This window comes from Streptomyces sp. NPDC051172, from assembly GCF_040682555.1.
In the GTDB taxonomy this organism is placed as follows: domain Bacteria; phylum Actinomycetota; class Actinomycetes; order Streptomycetales; family Streptomycetaceae; genus Streptomyces.
The window spans coordinates 100,187-115,891 of record NZ_JBFBBE010000010.1 but is presented as its reverse complement, the minus strand read 5'-3'; the positions used below and the strand labels follow the sequence as shown (position 1 = coordinate 115,891).

20 protein-coding genes are annotated in these 15,705 nt (G+C 69.5%); 14 read left to right on the top strand and 6 right to left on the bottom strand.

Annotation, left to right across the window (positions count from 1 at the left end; all coding sequences use genetic code 11):
* Positions 1 to 7 precede the first annotated feature (7 nt).
* The 3 genes from AB0N07_RS08575 to AB0N07_RS08565 form a co-directional block, all read right to left on the bottom strand.
* Entirely contained in the window at positions 8 to 1,060 is a 1,053-nt protein-coding gene (locus tag AB0N07_RS08575; protein ID WP_365833471.1) for a trypsin-like peptidase domain-containing protein, read from the bottom strand.
* A gap of 143 nt (positions 1,061 to 1,203) precedes the next feature.
* Positions 1,204 to 2,226 carry a LacI family DNA-binding transcriptional regulator gene (locus tag AB0N07_RS08570; protein ID WP_365833469.1) on the bottom strand — a complete coding sequence of 341 codons (1,023 nt, stop codon included), beginning with the start codon at positions 2,224 to 2,226 and terminating at the stop codon, positions 1,204 to 1,206.
* A gap of 97 nt (positions 2,227 to 2,323) precedes the next feature.
* On the bottom strand, positions 2,324 to 3,103 hold the full coding sequence (locus AB0N07_RS08565; RefSeq protein WP_365833467.1) for a response regulator transcription factor: 780 nt from the start codon (positions 3,101 to 3,103) through the stop codon (positions 2,324 to 2,326).
* Between the two features lie 183 nt (positions 3,104 to 3,286).
* Here AB0N07_RS08565 and AB0N07_RS08560 point away from each other — a divergent pair, with 183 nt between their 5' ends.
* From AB0N07_RS08560 to AB0N07_RS08525, 8 genes are all read left to right on the top strand, one after another.
* Positions 3,287 to 4,150 (top strand): alpha/beta fold hydrolase, encoded by an 864-nt coding sequence (locus tag AB0N07_RS08560; RefSeq protein WP_365833465.1) that lies wholly within the window; start codon positions 3,287 to 3,289, stop codon positions 4,148 to 4,150.
* 41 nt (positions 4,151 to 4,191) lie between these two features.
* A complete protein-coding gene (locus AB0N07_RS08555; protein ID WP_344399495.1) occupies positions 4,192 to 4,446 on the top strand; it encodes a MoaD/ThiS family protein in 255 nt (84 codons plus the stop codon).
* A gap of 2 nt (positions 4,447 to 4,448) precedes the next feature.
* Positions 4,449 to 5,513 (top strand): hypothetical protein, encoded by a 1,065-nt coding sequence (locus AB0N07_RS08550; RefSeq protein WP_365833463.1) that lies wholly within the window; start codon positions 4,449 to 4,451, stop codon positions 5,511 to 5,513.
* Between the two features lie 171 nt (positions 5,514 to 5,684).
* Positions 5,685 to 6,431, top strand: coding sequence for a DUF2993 domain-containing protein (locus AB0N07_RS08545; protein ID WP_365833461.1), 747 nt, complete (start codon positions 5,685 to 5,687; stop codon positions 6,429 to 6,431).
* A gap of 198 nt (positions 6,432 to 6,629) precedes the next feature.
* The gene (locus AB0N07_RS08540) at positions 6,630 to 6,710 is read left to right on the top strand and encodes an Ms5788A family Cys-rich leader peptide (protein WP_365833526.1); all 81 of its coding nucleotides are present in this window, start codon (positions 6,630 to 6,632) and stop codon (positions 6,708 to 6,710) included.
* Between the two features lie 132 nt (positions 6,711 to 6,842).
* Positions 6,843 to 7,682 (top strand): sulfurtransferase, encoded by an 840-nt coding sequence (locus AB0N07_RS08535; protein ID WP_365833459.1) that lies wholly within the window; start codon positions 6,843 to 6,845, stop codon positions 7,680 to 7,682.
* 59 nt (positions 7,683 to 7,741) lie between these two features.
* Complete coding sequence (locus AB0N07_RS08530; RefSeq protein WP_003991226.1) at positions 7,742 to 8,029, top strand: DUF1416 domain-containing protein; 288 nt, start codon at positions 7,742 to 7,744, stop codon at positions 8,027 to 8,029.
* Positions 8,030 to 8,099: 70 nt separating this feature from the next.
* A complete protein-coding gene (locus tag AB0N07_RS08525; protein WP_115907338.1) occupies positions 8,100 to 8,363 on the top strand; it encodes a DUF3099 domain-containing protein in 264 nt (87 codons plus the stop codon).
* Positions 8,364 to 8,393: 30 nt separating this feature from the next.
* On the opposite strand, the gene AB0N07_RS08520 is transcribed toward AB0N07_RS08525, so the two are convergent.
* Positions 8,394 to 8,756 (bottom strand): DsrE family protein, encoded by a 363-nt coding sequence (locus tag AB0N07_RS08520; protein ID WP_365833456.1) that lies wholly within the window; start codon positions 8,754 to 8,756, stop codon positions 8,394 to 8,396.
* A gap of 749 nt (positions 8,757 to 9,505) precedes the next feature.
* Here AB0N07_RS08520 and AB0N07_RS08515 point away from each other — a divergent pair.
* From AB0N07_RS08515 to AB0N07_RS08505, 3 genes are read left to right on the top strand one after another with little or no spacing between them, the layout of a single operon-like run.
* Complete coding sequence (locus AB0N07_RS08515) at positions 9,506 to 10,081, top strand: FABP family protein (protein WP_365833454.1); 576 nt, start codon at positions 9,506 to 9,508, stop codon at positions 10,079 to 10,081.
* Between the two features lie 35 nt (positions 10,082 to 10,116).
* Complete coding sequence (locus AB0N07_RS08510; RefSeq protein WP_099929821.1) at positions 10,117 to 10,554, top strand: transcriptional repressor; 438 nt, start codon at positions 10,117 to 10,119, stop codon at positions 10,552 to 10,554.
* A 10-nt stretch (positions 10,555 to 10,564) separates the two neighbouring features.
* Positions 10,565 to 11,530 (top strand): folate-binding protein, encoded by a 966-nt coding sequence (locus AB0N07_RS08505; protein ID WP_365833452.1) that lies wholly within the window; start codon positions 10,565 to 10,567, stop codon positions 11,528 to 11,530.
* Positions 11,531 to 11,545: 15 nt separating this feature from the next.
* Here the strand turns inward: AB0N07_RS08505 and dtd are convergent, their stop codons facing one another.
* Positions 11,546 to 11,971 (bottom strand): D-aminoacyl-tRNA deacylase, encoded by a 426-nt coding sequence (gene dtd, locus AB0N07_RS08500; RefSeq protein ID WP_365833450.1) that lies wholly within the window; start codon positions 11,969 to 11,971, stop codon positions 11,546 to 11,548.
* Positions 11,972 to 12,139: 168 nt separating this feature from the next.
* Here dtd and AB0N07_RS08495 point away from each other — a divergent pair, with 168 nt between their 5' ends.
* Together AB0N07_RS08495 and AB0N07_RS08490 are read left to right on the top strand one after the other, a co-directional pair.
* A complete protein-coding gene (locus tag AB0N07_RS08495; protein WP_365833448.1) occupies positions 12,140 to 12,787 on the top strand; it encodes an aerial mycelium formation protein in 648 nt (215 codons plus the stop codon).
* A 139-nt stretch (positions 12,788 to 12,926) separates the two neighbouring features.
* A complete protein-coding gene (locus AB0N07_RS08490; RefSeq protein ID WP_365833446.1) occupies positions 12,927 to 14,183 on the top strand; it encodes a GNAT family N-acetyltransferase in 1,257 nt (418 codons plus the stop codon).
* Between the two features lie 228 nt (positions 14,184 to 14,411).
* On the opposite strand, the gene AB0N07_RS08485 is transcribed toward AB0N07_RS08490, so the two are convergent.
* Entirely contained in the window at positions 14,412 to 14,597 is a 186-nt protein-coding gene (locus AB0N07_RS08485) for a hypothetical protein (protein ID WP_365833444.1), read from the bottom strand.
* Positions 14,598 to 14,768: 171 nt separating this feature from the next.
* On the opposite strand from AB0N07_RS08485, the gene AB0N07_RS08480 reads away from it, so the two are divergent.
* Complete coding sequence (locus tag AB0N07_RS08480; RefSeq protein ID WP_365833442.1) at positions 14,769 to 15,674, top strand: GntR family transcriptional regulator; 906 nt, start codon at positions 14,769 to 14,771, stop codon at positions 15,672 to 15,674.
* The last annotated feature ends 31 nt before the right edge of the window (positions 15,675 to 15,705 follow it).

Here is a 15,705-nt window from a genome sequence, read left to right as displayed (position 1 = left end):
ACCGCGGTCAGTTGGTGGAGCCGGACCTGAGCGTGGCCAGGTCGGACTTGACGGTGTTGATCGGGATGGCGAAGCCGAGGCCGACGCTGCCGGCGTCCGAGGACCCCGAGGACGACTGCGAACTGGCCGAGTACATAGCGGAGTTGATACCGATGATGTTGCCCGCGGCGTCGATCAGCGCGCCGCCGGAGTTGCCCGGGTTGAGGGACGCGTCGGTCTGGATCGCCTTGTAGGTGGTCGTCGAGGACCCCGTGTCGCCGTTGAACTGCTGGCCGCCGAAGGAGAACGGCCACCGGCCGTCACCGCCGCCCTGGCCCTGCCCCTGGCTCTCGTCGGTCGAGACGGTGACGTCGCGGTTCAGGGCCGAGACGATGCCGCTGGTGACCGTGCCGCTCAGGCCCTCGGGGGAGCCGATCGCCACGACCGTGTCGCCGACCTGGACGCCGGAGGAGTTGCCGAGGGTGGCCGGCTTGAGGCCGGACGCGCCCTCCAGCTTGATCAGGGCCAGGTCCTTCTTGCTGTCGGTGCCCACCACCTTCGCGGTGTACGACTTCCCGCTGCTGGTCGTCACCTTGATCGACGAGGCGCCGGAGATGACGTGGTTGTTGGTGACTATCTCGCCGCCGCTGGTGATGATCACACCGGAGCCGGTCGACGAGCCGTTGCTCATAGTGGCGCTGATCTCGACCACGCTCGGGCTGACGGCCGCGGCGATGGTGGCGACGTCGCCCTTCTTGGCGGCCGGCACCACATTGGTGCTGGTGCTGCTGGTGGCGACGGTGTCGTTGCCGGTCAGCTCCTGGAAGGCGTACGCGGTGCCGCCGCCGATCGCCGCGGCGACGATCGCCACGGCGGCCAGCAGGGCCAGGGGGCCCCGGGCCCGCTTCTTCGGCGCCGGGGCGGGGGGCTCGGCCATGACCTGCTGCACCGGCGGCTGCGCCGGCGGGGGCGGCCACTCGGGGTTCACAGGGGAGGAGGCGTGCTGCGGGGCGCCCTGCTGCGGGTTCCCGTAGCCGTCATAGCTCTCGTACTCGCCGCTGCGGCGGAAGCTCTCGGTCATGACAACGAGCTTGAACCGTGACCATGAGAGCTTCCTGAGTGTCCGCTGAGAAGCCCGGCAGAACCTTGTTTGCCCGATATAAAGACGCTTCTCGTGGCCCGGCGGAGGCTTTCAGAAAACCTTCATGTGCCGGTGCACGGCCTTCATGTGCAGCCGCAGGAGGTCCGCACGACCAGTCGTGACGGGAACTGCTTGAGCCGTTCCCGCCGCGCCCCCGCAACCCTGAGGCCGTCGTCGAGTACGAGGTCCACGGCCGCCCGGGCCATCGCGGAGCGGTCCGAGGCGATTGTGGTCAGGGGCGGGTCGGTCAGCGCCGCCTCCTTGATGTCGTCGAAGCCGGCCACCGCCAGCTGACCCGGCACGTCGATCCGCAGCTCGCGGGCGGCCCGCAGCACGCCGATCGCCTGGTCGTCGGTGGAGCAGAAGATCGCGGGCGGCCGCTGCGGCCCGGAGAGGATCTCCAGAGCCACGCGGTACGCGTCGTAGCGGTTGTACGGCGCCTCGAAGAGCCGTCCCTCGGTGGAGATCCCGGCCTCGTCCATCGCGCGCCGCCAGCCCTCGACGTGGTCGGAGACCGGGTCGCCGACCGCCGGGGTCTCGGCGGTGCCGCCCATACAGGCGACGTAGTCGTAGCCGTGCTCGATGAGGTGGCGTACGGCGAGCTCGGCGCCGCCCAGGTCGTCGGTGACGACGGCGACGTCGTCGATGGCCTCGGGCCGCTCGTGCAGCAGGACCACCCGGGCGTCCCAGGCCTCGATCTCCGCGGCGGCCTGGTCGTTGAGGGCGTGCGAGACGAGGATGAGTCCCGAGACCCGCATGCCCAGGAAGGCGCGCAGGTAGTGGACCTCGCGCTCGCTGACGTAGTCGGTGTTGCCGACGAGCACCATCTTCCCGCGCTCGGAGGCGGCCTGTTCGACCGCGTGCGCCATCTCGCCGAAGAAGGGCTGGCGCGCGTCCGGGATGATCAGACCTATGAGGTCGGTGCGCCGCGACGCCATCGCCTGGGCGACCCGGTCCGGCCGGTACCCCAGCTCCTTGATGGCGGCGAGGACACGCTCGCGCGTGGCCGGGGCGACCGGCCGGGGTCCGTTGTTGATGACGTAACTGACGACGGCGGTCGAAGTTCCCGCCAGCCGCGCCACATCATCCCGAGTCACCTTGGCCACGCGCGGAGTCTACGCGGATATACCGGCCCTGGGCAGGGCGATAAGGAGCTTGCCTCCACGCCTTCTGTGCGGAAGCAATGCCCCGTCCGGCGGTCCGCTATGCCTCGGCCGGCATCTCGGCGGTGTCCAGAGCGGCGGTCTCGTCCAGATCCTCCGCCTTTGCCCGTTCTGCCTTGGCCTTGGCTTCGTCGGGGACGCGATCACCCTTCTCGGGAGTAACGAATCGATAACCGACGTTCCGGACGGTCCCGATCAGCGACTCGTGCTCGGGGCCGAGCTTTGCGCGCAGACGCCGTACGTGGACGTCGACCGTGCGGGTGCCGCCGAAGTAGTCGTAGCCCCAGACCTCCTGCAGCAGCTGTGCGCGCGTGAAGACGCGGCCCGGGTGCTGTGCGAGGTACTTGAGGAGCTCGAACTCCTTGAAGGTGAGGTCGAGGACCCGCCCCTTGAGCTTCGCGGAGTACGTCGCCTCGTCGACCGACAGGTCGCCGTTGCGGATCTCCATGGGGGAGTCGTCGTTGACGATCTGCTGCCGGCCCATGGCCAGCCGCAGTCGCGCCTCGACCTCCGCCGGACCGGCGGTGTCGAGGAGCACGTCGTCGATGCCCCAGTCGGCGGTGACGGCCGCGAGGCCGCCCTCGGTGACGACGAGGACGAGCGGACAGCCGGGGCCCGTGGAGCGCAGCAACTGGCAGAGGCTGCGGACCTGGGGCAGGTCACGGCGTCCGTCGACGAGGATGACGTCGGCACCCGGGGTGTCGACGAGGGCGGGTCCCTCCGCCGGAGCCACTCGCACGTTGTGCAGGAGCAGGCCGAGGGCGGGAAGCACCTCCGTCGACGGCTGGAGGGCATTGGTCAGGAGCAGCAGAGAACTCATACGTCTGGTTCCTCCTCGGTCCCTGCGAGGACGTGTGTGGTGCATCACCTGCTCTGCGATCCCGAAAAGCCCCGTACACCTGCGGTCACCTTGAGTTTCCCGCTTCGTATACAACGCTTCCGAAAGCACAAAAGGACCCGGGGGCTACGCTGCCCGAGTCCTCTGCCCAGCAGAATAGCCCACATGAGCATCACTCCGGCAGGTCATGTGGCGCGATCCACCGTTCGTCCGAATCCTGAGACGGGCAGACGGGGGCCTTTCCGTACGTTTCTGCGCACCGACGACGGGATTGCGATCGATTCCGTATACGACCCGGGCGCGGTCGTATACGACACCTCCACGCCACCTTCCGTTGCGCCGGTGTTCGTCGTCGCCCACGGGTTCACGGGCGATGTGGATCGGCCGCATGTTCGACGGGTGGCGGAGGCGTTCGCGCAGTACGGGGCCGTGGTCACGTTCTCCTTCCGCGGCCACGGCGCCTCCGGAGGCCGCTCCACGGTCGGCGACCGGGAGGTCCTCGACCTGGCGGCCGCGGTGGAGTGGGCGCGGGGCTTCGGGCACGCCCACGTGGTGACGGTCGGCTTCTCGATGGGCGGCTCCGTGGTGCTGCGGCACGCGGCGCTGTACGGACAGGGGCGCGAGGGGCGCACCGAAGCGGCGACGGACGCCGTGGTTTCGGTGAGTGCCCCCGCCCGCTGGTACTACCGGGGCACCGCCCCTATGCGGAAGCTCCACTGGCTGGTGACGCGGCCCGAGGGGCGGCTGGTGGGCCGCTACGGATTCCGTACCCGGATCCACCACCGGCAGTGGGACCCGGTGCCGCTGTCCCCCGTGGAGGCCGTACCGCGGATCGCGCCGACGCCGTTGCTGATCGTGCACGGCGACCGGGACGGCTACTTCCCGGTCGACCACCCGCGCATGCTGGCCGATGCCGCCGGTGACCGGGGCGAACTCTGGCTGGAGCCCGGCATGGGGCATGCGGAACACGCGGCCACCGAGGACCTGCTGGCCCGTATCGGGGCCTGGGGTGCCGCGCAGGCGGGCTAGCCTGACGGTGAACACCGCCGATCCACTACCAGAGGAACCGGATGTCAAAGGTCACGGTGCGCTACTGGGCCGCCGCGAAGGCCGCGGCCGGGGTCGCCGAGGAGCCGTACGACGCGGCCACCCTCGCCGAGGCGCTCGACGCCGTGCGCGCGCGACACCCCGGAGAGCTCACGCGCGTCCTGCAGCGATGCTCGTTCCTCATCGACGGTGACCCCGTGGGCACCCGCGGGCATGAGACGGTACGGCTGGCCGACGGCGGCACGGTCGAGGTGCTCCCGCCGTTCGCAGGAGGGTGACGATGACCGACCAGCCGTACGAGGGTTCGTACGACGCGTACGACCCGTATCAGCAGCCGTATCAGCAGCAGTCGTACCAGCAGTACCAGGGGTATCAGGGGTACGACGACCCGCCTGGCGCCCAGGCTCAGCAGTACCAGCAATACCCGCAGTACACGCAGCAGTGGCAAGGGCAGACCTGGGAGGCGGCGCAGCAGGGGTATGCCGGCGCCGCAGTCGAGCCCGGATACGAGACGCCCGGCGGTGGTGGCCTCGAGGAGCCCGACGAGGACTCCGACTGCGGTCCCGCGACGCTCACCGGCAACTCCCGGATCACGGACGCCCAGCGTGCCCGTGAGGAGGGACGTTCCCCGATCATCGAGCCGGGCATGCAGCCGGCCGGGCTCACGGCGCTGCTGGCTCTGCTCGTGTCCGGTGCGGCGGCGGTCGACTCGTACGCCCTGCTCGTCCCGCTCGTCGCCCTGCAGGCGGTCACCGCGGCGGGCTGGTTCCGGCTGAACGGCATGTGGCCGGCCCGGCAGGGCATCGCGCTGGCCTTCCTGGGCGCGCTGGCCGCGGATGTCGCACTGCTGGTGGCGGGCCGGGAGAACGCCCCCGCGGCGATCCTGGGCACCCTCGGCGTCTGGGTGCTGCTCTCCCTGGTCCTGCAGCTGCGCTCGCACGCGGACCCGGACGAGCGGATGTACGGCCTGATGGCGACCGTCGCCTCGGCGGCGCTGTCCATCGTCGCGGCCGGGTACCTCGCGGCCGAGCCGGACGCGGTGACCGTCGGCGCGGCGGCCGTGGCGGTGGCGGTCCTGGCCCGCGTCCTGCCGCTGCCCACCCCCGCGTCGATCGTCGTCTCGCTGCTCGCCGCGGCGGGCGCGGGCATCGCGGTCGGTGGGATGACCGGCTTCGGCGCGAAGGGCGCACTCCTCGGCGCGGGCGCGGCAGCCTGCGCCCTGATCGGCCACCGCGTGGCGAGCTACGACTACCCGTCAAGATTCGTCCACTTCACAGCAGGCGTGGCCCTGCCCCTGACGGCAGCGGCACCGGTGGTGTTCGTACTGGGCCGGGCGCTGGCGTAGGGCCGGACTGGGGGCGGCAGCCCCCAGCTCACGGTCGGACCAACTTCGGCAACCTCTGTCACAGCTGATCGACAACTCCCCGATCAAACCCAGGTGCAGGGTTACGCTCGCGCTGAACGGCCACTCGGTCGTCACAACCGTCGTCGTCCGGCCAGGTGAGGGAAACACCGCATGCGCGCCCTGCGAATACTTCTGATCGTCGTCGTGGTCCTGGGCGGCCTCTTCGTGATCGCGGACCGTGTCGCGGTCCACTTCGCCGAGAACCAGGCGGCGGACAAGGTGAAGACCACGGAGAACCTCGCCTCCACACCGGACGTGTCCATCAAGGGCTTCCCCTTCCTCACCCAGGCCGCCTCCGGCGAGCTGGACGACGTCGAGATCGGCATCAAGGACTACGAGGCCGACACCGGCACGGGTGCCGCCGGCAACGGCGGCCCGAAGGCGATCCGTATCGACGACCTGAAGGCCGACATGAAGGGCGTCAAGTTCTCCGGCGACTACAGCTCCGCCACCGCGACCACCGCGACCGGCACCGCCACCATCGCCTACGACGAACTCCTCAAGGCGGCCAAGTCCGAGCCGACGCGGATCTTCCCCGGCATCAACGCCCAGGTCGTCGGCCTCTCCGACGGCGGCAACGGCAAGATCAAGGTGGACGTCAAGGTCACCGTCGCGGGCGCCTCGCAGACGTACCCCGTGCTCAGCTCGGTGACCGTGAACGGCGACACCGTCAAGGTGCACGCGGACAACCTGCCCAAGCTGGTCGTCGACCTCGCCGACTCCCGCATCCGGGCCATCACCGACTTCCAGCAGACCATCCACCAGCTCCCGGGCGGAGTGAAGCTGGACAGTGTGCAGGCCGCGAAGAACGGCGTGGAGATCACGGTGAAGGGTTCGAACGTCAGGCTCGCGGGGTAGTACGACGGGCGATGGAACGACGGAGTCCGAAAGGTGAGACGGCATCGTCCGCACCGCAGCTGTGACGGCCGATACGTGCGCCCGGAAGTCGTGCGGACACGGCGCGGGAGCTGATCGCATCCCATATCGCGGACGATCGCGTCTCAAGATACGACACCCCGGTGACACGTCCGGCTGTCCGTCCCTACGATCGACCCCATGAAGCGACATGCGGATCTCACGAAGCGGCGGGCAGTCGACCTGTGCCGCGTCGCCGCCATGCTCTGTCGCCCCTTCTGAGCGGTAGGCGCAGACCTCCGCATCCCCCCGCCCTGTTCAGGGCACCCGTGCGCGCCCCGGCCACCGCCGGATGCACCCCGCACCCCCTTGCACTCGCACGCCCCGCCGCAACTGCCCCGGAGGAGAAAGAGCATGAGCCGCAGCGACGTCCTGGTCGACGCCGACTGGGTCGAGGCCAACCTCGACAACCCGAACATCGCGATCGTGGAGGTGGACGAAGACACGTCCGCCTACGAGAAGAACCACATCAAGAACGCGATCCGCATCGACTGGACCAAGGACCTTCAGGACCCGGTCCGCCGCGACTTCATCGACCAGGAGGGCTTCGAGAAGCTCCTGTCCGCCAAGGGCATCGCCAACGACACGCTGGTGATCCTCTACGGCGGCAACAACAACTGGTTCGCGTCCTACGCCTACTGGTACTTCAAGCTCTACGGCCACGAGAACGTCAAGCTGCTCGACGGCGGCCGCAAGAAGTGGGAGCTGGACGCCCGCGAGCTGGTCGAGGAGGTCCCGGAGCGCCCCGAGACCACCTACAAGGCCAAGCCCCAGAACACGGCCATCCGTGCCTTCCGTGACGACGTCGTCGCCGCGATCGGCTCGCACAACCTGGTCGACGTCCGTTCGCCCGACGAGTTCTCCGGCAAGCTGCTCGCTCCCGCGCACCTGCCGCAGGAGCAGTCGCAGCGTCCGGGCCACGTCCCGTCCGCGCGCAACATCCCGTGGTCGAAGAACGCCAACGACGACGGCACCTTCAAGTCGGACGACGAGCTCAAGGAGCTCTACGCCGAGGAGCAGGTCGACCTCGCCAAGGACACGATCGCCTACTGCCGCATCGGTGAGCGCTCGGCCCTGACCTGGTTCGTCCTGCACGAGCTGCTCGGTGTCGAGAACGTCAAGAACTACGACGGCTCGTGGACCGAGTACGGCAGCCTCGTGGGCGTCCCGATCGAGCTCGGCGCCAACAAGTAAGACCCCACCCGCAAATCCCGACCGGCCTTCCTCCGGTCAGACCCCTCTTGGAGAAAGACATGTGTGGAGCGAAGGCCGGCGGCCCGGACGCCTCGACGATCAAGCCCGGTGAGACCACCATCCAGGGCCAGGTGACGAAGGACGGCGAGCCCGTCGTCGGCTACGTCCGCCTGCTGGACTCGACCGGTGAGTTCACCGCGGAGGTCCCGACCTCCGCGACCGGGCAGTTCCGCTTCTACGCCGCCGAGGGCACCTGGACCGTCCGCGCTCTCGTCCCCGGCGCCACCGCGGACCGCACGGTCGTCGCCCAGCAGGGCGGCCTCGCGGAGGTCGCCATCGCGGTCTGACCCGCTGACCACCCAAGGGCCGCACCTCCGGGATGCGGCCCTTCGGCGTGCCCGGCCCTACGCTGGAAGCATGCTGGCACGTCGGCGTCACGTTTATTTCGCCATGATGGGCACCTGCATCACGCTGTTCGTCCTGGCCTGGGGAGTCGTACGCATCTGGTCGGTCCCGGTGGCGGTCGGGATGTGCGTGGTGGCGATGGTCATCCCCCCGGTCGCCGCCATGGTCGCCAATCGCCGGGGTCCGGACGACCGCTGGTGGGACGATCCGTCCGGCGACCCGAAGTCCGACGAGTGGTGGGACGAGCTGGACGGCAAGAAGCGCCCGAGGTCCTAGCGGCTCGGTGGGCCGGCTCCGTGGGCCGTCTCAGTAGACGAGAGCCTGCGTCTCGTCCCCCAGGGCCTCCTGCACGAACACCTGCGCCCCCGCGATCCGTACGCCCTCGATGACGTCCTTCTCCGTGATGTCCCGGCGGGCCGCGCACTGGGTGCACAGGGTGACGTGGCCGGCGGCCAGGATCGCGTCGAGCAGGTCGGGCAGCGGGGCCGCGTGCGGGAGTGCGAACTCGGCGGCGCGGCCCGGCAGGGCGAACCATGCGGACTCGCCGGTCAGCCACAGGGAGACGTCCACACCGCTGGCCACGGCCACCGCCGCCACCGTGAACGCCTGCGAGCACCGCTCGGGCGCATCGGCCCCCGCCGTCACCTTGATCACGAGCTTCTTCGCCATTCCCGAATCGTAGTCAACGCCCCTGCAACCAGCAGTCCCGGCCATGGGTCTCCTGTGAGCGCGCGTACGGAATGCGCGCTTGACACCGGCCCCGGTGCAGAAGAACCGCCGCGCCCTGCACGCAGCCCTCCGCTGGACCGCCGCCGTCGGGGTGTTCGCGGCGGCCGGTGCGGGGACGGCGTACGGCATCACGGCGACGAAGCGGGCGGACGTACCGGGACTGGCGACGCAGTCGGACGGGCGCTGGGACTATCCGACGCTCGTCAGGCCGCCGCTGCCCTCCGGCAGTCCGGAGCCCTTCGCCGAGGACAACACGGCCGGCGCCCACTACGCCGACCTGAGCTGTTCCACCAGGACGTCGCCCCGGCCGCCGGCCCCCGCCTGCAGCTGCGCGGCGCCCCTCCGCCGGCGACGTTCTCGCGGTGATCGTGCAGTCCAGGAAGGGCGCGGCGAAGGCCGTACCGTTCCGGCAGACGGTGGCCCTGCAGAGCGAGCTGCTCGGCTGACGTCCGCCCGAGTCCCGCTTGGGCGTACCTCGCAAGGAGTGCCGGGCCCCGGCCGCGTAAGCTGGGGCCCGGCCTTTTGTGTACCGCCCATCCCTCAGCCCATCAAGGAGCACCCCGTGCTTGAGGCATTCTTCGAAGCCCTGCTGATCCTGGTCTGCGTCGGCGTCCTCGCCTTCGCCGGGCTGACCGTGAAGAAGCTGTACCAGGGCCAGCGCTGACCCCCATCAAGGAACTGCCGACCCCATGATCGAGATCCCGTCCGACCTCCACAAGGACCTCGTCCCCCTCGCCTTCCTGCTCGGCAACTGGGCGGGCGCGGGCGTGCACGACTTCCCCGGTGCCGAGAAGTGCAACTTCGGACAGGAGGTGACCTTCAGCCATGACGGCCGGGACTTCCTGGAGTACCAGTCCCGTACCTGGGTGCTCGACAACGACGGCAACAAGGTCCGCCCGCTGGAGTCCGAGCACGGCTTCTGGCGCATCGACGCCGACCGCAAGGTCGAGGTGACGATGGTCCGCGACGACGGCGTCGTCGAGATCTGGTACGGCGAGATGGCCGACAAGAAGCCGCAGATCGACCTGGTCACGGACGCGGTGGCCCGGACGGCCGCCTCCGGCCCGTACAGCGGCGGCAAGCGCCTGTACGGCTACGTCAAGAGCGACCTCATGTGGGTCGGCGAGAAGCAGACCCCCGAGGTCGAGCTGCGCCCCTACATGTCGGCGCACCTGAAGAAGGTCGTCACCCCGGAGGACGTCGAGCGCTGGGCCAAGGCCCTGCCGGACGACATGCCGGACGACGGCATCGCGTTTTTCAAGTAGTTCTGACAAGTACAAGTAGTTCTAGACTCTTCGGTGTGGTGAGCACCGACTGGAAGAGCGACCTCAGGCAGCGCGGCTACCGGCTGACGCCGCAGCGGCAACTCGTGCTCGAAGCCGTGGACGCCCTGGAGCACGCGACCCCCGACGACATCCTCACGGAAGTGAAGAAGACGGCGTCGGGGGTCAACATTTCCACCGTCTACCGGACGCTGGAGCTGCTGGAGGAGCTGGGTCTTGTCAGCCATGCCCACCTCGGGCACGGCGCACCGACGTACCACCTCGCGGACCGTCACCACCACATCCACCTGGTCTGCCGGGACTGCCAGAACGTGATCGAGGCCGATGTGTCGGTGGCCGCCGAGTTCACCGCGAAGCTGCGGCGGGAGTTCGGCTTCGAGACGGACATGAAGCACTTCGCGATCTTCGGCAGATGCCGGGACTGTTCACTGAAGAGTTCAACTACCGAGTCGTAGGCTTGTGCATATGAAGAGCCCCCTCCTGTCCCTGCCCGGCGCCGTCCCCGCCGAGGGCGTGGACGAAGGCGTCGCCGCCCACTACGGCGAACTGTTCCGCGAGCAGCGCGCCCTCGCCGACGGCACCGGCTTCGTCGACCTCTCGCACCGCGGGGTCGTCACCGTCACCGGCGAGGACCGTCTGAGCTGGCTGCACCTGCTCCTCACCCAGCACGTCAGCGACCTCCCGGCCGGCCAGGCCACCGAGGCGCTGATCCTCTCCGCGCACGGACACATCGAGCACGCGCTGTATCTGGTCGACGACGGCGAGACGGTCTGGGCGCATGTCGAGCCGGGGACCCAGGACGCGCTGATCGCGTACCTGGAGTCGATGAAGTTCTTCTACCAGGTCGAAGTCGCCGACCGGACCGCCGAGTTCGCGGTCGTGCACCTGCCGGCCGGTTCGATCGCGGAGGTGCCGGAAGGCGTCGCCGTACGCGAGACGCCGTACGGCCGCGACCTGTTCCTCCCGCGCACCGACCTCGAGTCGTACGCGGAGAAGGCGGGCCCTCCGGCCGGGATCCTGGCCTACGAGGCCCTGCGCGTCGAACAACACCGCCCGCGCCTGGGCTTCGAGACCGACCACCGCACCATCCCGCACGAGCTGGGCTGGATCGGTACGGCGGTGCACCTCCAGAAGGGCTGCTACCGGGGCCAGGAGACGGTGGCGCGGGTGCAGAACCTGGGGAAGCCGCCGCGCCGCCTGGTCTTCCTGCACCTGGACGGCAGCGAGGTGCACCTCCCCACGCCCGGCACGGAGATCCGCCTTGCGGACGAGGACCCCGACGGCCGCAAGATCGGCTTCATCACGACCTCCGTACGCCACCACGAGCTGGGCCCGGTCGCGCTCGCCCTGGTGAAGCGGAACGTGCCGGTGGACGCGAGGCTGGTGGCGGGGGACACGGCGGCGGCGCAGGAGACGGTCGTGGAACCGTAGGCGCCGTGGCCGGGACTAGATCTCCAGGAGCACGGTGAACGGTCCGTCGTTGGTGAGCGACACCCGCATCTGCGCGCCGAAGCGGCCCGTCGCCACCGTCGCGCCGAGGGCTCGCAGCTGGGCGACGACCTCGTCGACGAGGGGTTCGGCGACATCGCCGGGGGCGGCGGCGTTCCAGGTGGGCCGACGCCCCTTGCGGGCATCCCCGTACAGCGTGAACTGACTGATGACCAGCAACGGCGCATCGACGTCACTGCAGGACCTCTCGTCCTGCAGCATGCGGATCGACCAGAGTTTGCGCGCGAGTTGGGCGGCCTTCTCCTTGGTGTCCTCGTGCGTCACCCCGACGAGGACGCACAGCCCCTCGCCGATGATCTCCCCGACCGTCTCGCCGTCGACGACGACGCTCGCGCCGTCCACTCTCTGCACCACTGCACGCATGAACCCATCATGCCGTGCGCCCGGAACCAGGTCCGAGGGGGTTCCGGAGGGCTTCTTATTGATCCTTAACCCCCCATCTGGGGCTGATCGGGGGCACTCGGTCACATAGCGGCCACTTGGGGTGGCACGATGCTTTCCACACGCCGGTCGAGGGGACGGTTGAGGCACATGAGCACACCGAGTATTGGGCAGCCTCCTGGGGCAGTCTCGCTGATTCGTACGGGGGAGCGAACCCCGATGCGTCCGCCCACTCAGCGCACGGACAGCCCGGACAGCGCGACCGGCGGTGACAGCGGTGAGGGCCCGGGCGGTCCGCAGTTGCCCGCGGGGCCGCCCGTGCGCGATCTGGCCGTGCTGAGCCTGCCCGAACTGCGCACCCTGCGCCGGGACGCCCAGCGCGAGGAGGCCGACCTCAGCTATGTACGGCGGCTGCTGCAGGGCCGTATCGACATCCTGCGGGCGGAACTGGCCCGCCGCTCCCCGGCAGGTGCGGGCTCCGTGGTCGAACGGCTCCCGGAGATCCTCACGGACGCCCCGGCCCGCCACCGCTCCTCCGCCCGTCATGTGACGCTGGGGACGCCGTACAACGAGGAGTACGGCCGACTGGCCGCGGACATGCTCGCCGAGGTCGAACTCTCCGACCTGGCCGCCCGCACGGACCTGGAACTGAACACGGCAATGGGCCGACTCGTCCGCTACGAGCAACAGGTGTCCCTCAGGCGCCAACGCCTCCAACGCACAACGGACGACTGCAGCGGCGAAATCACCCGCCGCTACCGCGAGGGCGAGGCACAGGTCGACGACCTGCTCACCTGAGCCGGGACCGCCGTCCCGATCCTCCATCCGCCCGCGGGGCGGCGGCAGCGCGGCCGCCCCTGGGGACGGGACGGGTAGGGGCGGCGGGGGCGAGGAAAATCCACGCGACACCACCCCACGCTGCACCTACCGTGATCCCATGACCCAGGCGCCCCCCGACATCGACGTCCGCCCGATCACCGAGCCCGAGTTCCCCGAGTGGCTCCGCGCCGTGAAAGTCGGTTTCGTACAGCAGCCACAGGTCGCAGAATCCGAACTCGAAGCCCGCCGCCCCCAGTTCGAGCCGAACCGATACCTCGGCGCCTTCGACGGCACCCGCTGCGTAGCCACCTTCCGCTCCTTCGAGCAGCAGGTCACCGCAGTAGGCGGCACCCCCGTCCCCGCCAACGCCGTCTCCGCCGTCACCGTCACCGCCACCCACCGCCGCCGCGGCCTCCTCACCCGCATGATGAACCGGGACCTCGCGGCCGCGAAGGAGCGCGGCGACCTCGTGGCCACGCTCATCGCCGCCGAGTACCCGATCTACGGCCGCTACGGCTTCGGCCCCGCCACCACGGCCACCGAGTGGACCGTGGACGTCCCGCGCACGGGCCTCGACCCCCGCTGGTCCGGCCCGGCCGACGGCGGCCGTATCGACATCGTGGACCCCGGGGACGTACGCAAACTCGGCCCCGAGCTCCATGACCGCGTCCGCCGCGCCACCCCCGGCGCCGTCACCCGCGGCGACCGCTGGTGGCAGCAGCACACGGGCGAGGTGCGGGTCGACCCGAAGTGGACCGAGCCGTTCTTCGCCGTGTACCGAGCAGCGGACGGCGAGGTCGAGGGCGTCGTCGCCTACGAGGTCGACGACAAGTGGGGCGACGCCAAGCAGCCGCTGGACACGGCGACGGTGCGGAGCCTGATCGCGGCGACCCCGGCCGCCCAGCGCGCCCTGTGGAGCTATCTGTGCTCCATCGACTGGGTCACCCGGGTCAAGAGCGGCCAGCGGGCCCCCGACGACCTGCTCCCCCTCCTCTTTCCGGACCCGAGGGCCGCCCGTATCACTTCGCAGGCCGACTGGCTGTGGGTGCGGATCCTGGATGTCGTACGGGCGCTGGAGTCGCGGACGTACGAGGGGCCGGGCTCCCTGGTGCTGGAGGTCGCCGACCGTTCCGGCCTGGCGGGCGGCCGCTACCGGCTGGAGGCATCGGCGCAGGGCGCGTCCTGCACGCCGACCACGGAGAGCGCCGAACTCACCCTTGGAATCGCCGAGTTGGGGCAGCTGTGGCTGGGCGACGAGTCGGTCGTGCGGCTCGCGGCGCTGGGCAGGGTGCAGGAAGAACGAGCGGGCGCCGCCCGATTGGCCGACGCCCTGCTGCGTACGTCCAGGCGGCCTTGGTGCCCGGACATGTTCTGACCCCTTCCTTCGGACGACAGTTGATGACTCATCCGTAGCTGTGCTCTTCAGTTGTGACCGTGCTGATGGAGCTGTTCAGTTGTGGCTGTACTGGTGGAGCTGTTCAGTTGTCGGTGTTCAGTTGTGGCTGTGCGCTTGGTGCAGACTGGCCGGGCTCCCGGCTCCCCTCCGGAAGGGAGCCCGGTCAGCCGGATCCTGGGTCGGCGAACCCGTCGGGCCCGCCGGGGCTCAGCCGGACTGGGCGAGCAGCATCACGAGGATGACCGCTCCGAGGCCGCTGATCGTGGTGTTCCTGGCCTTGAGTCCGATGGACAGCGCGGCGAAGGCGATGATGCCCATCGGCCCGTACTTCCACTGGACGAGGTTCTCGAATCCGATGGCGAGAGCTGCGACGGCGAGGGCGACGAGCGGCATGGCGGTCCCTCCTTCGGGACAGGGGACGGACCCCTGGTTGCGGCCAACCCTCCTGAAGTTTGACCATGTTGTTGAAGTTGGTGACCAACTTCTCTGTACTTATCTCCTCTTGGAAGCGTCTTATAACCACCTTCCACAGAACTGCCATAAGATGGCGGGAAGTTGTAGTGTTTGGTCGTGGACCCGGATACCACATCCGTCAACGGGCGGAAGAGACCACGAAGAACACACCGCGAAGTGGCCGACGCACTGCGTGCCCGGATCAGGAACGGAGAGCTGCGGCCCGGAGAGCGCATGCCCACGCAGGCCAGGCTGGCGGACGAGTTCGGCGTCGAGCGCGGTGCGGTACGTCAGGCACTGCGCATCCTGCAGTCCGAGCATCTGCTGACCAACGTCTCCAAGGGCAGCCCGGCGACCGTGGCCCCCGACCCGGGTCTGGGCAGGGCTTTCGGCGGTCCCGGCGCTCCGCCGCTGCCCACCATGGTGGCGCTGGCCCCTCGCATAGCGACCGCGTTCGCGGAGCCTCATGTCGAGATCGACGCTCTCTGCCTCACGTCGATATCCCTCACACTCGCCATGGGCGAACCGCTGCGCGGAATCCATGCCGGGGAACTGAAACCGGCCAAGATCGACCTCCGCGTACTGCTGCCCAGCCGCGACATCGACCTCGCCTTCCCGACCCCGGTGGACCCGTCCGTCGACGGCCGGCTGCAGCGCCGCTGGCTGGCCCAGCGCAACGCCCAGGGCCAGGTGCTCCAGCACAACCTGCTGGCCCTGCGCGCCACACACGGCATCGACGTGAACGTCACCTTCCGCGCCCTGCCCTTCACCCCGCCCGTGAAGCTGTACCTGCTCAACGGCATGGAGGCGCTCTTCGCGTACTACACGCTCACGCGACGCGAGGAGGAGATCGACCACGAACACCTGGAGATGTACGACGCCGAAGGCACCCAGTCCATGCTGTTCGCCTTCGAACAGGGCGCCGGCCTGCGCGACACCACCTTCGTCGAGCAGTCGCACCTGTGGTTCAACGCACTGTGGGAGACGATCAGTTCGGAGCTTGTGCTCACGAGCTGACGTCTCCCACAGCGGCTGGGACAGCGGCCGA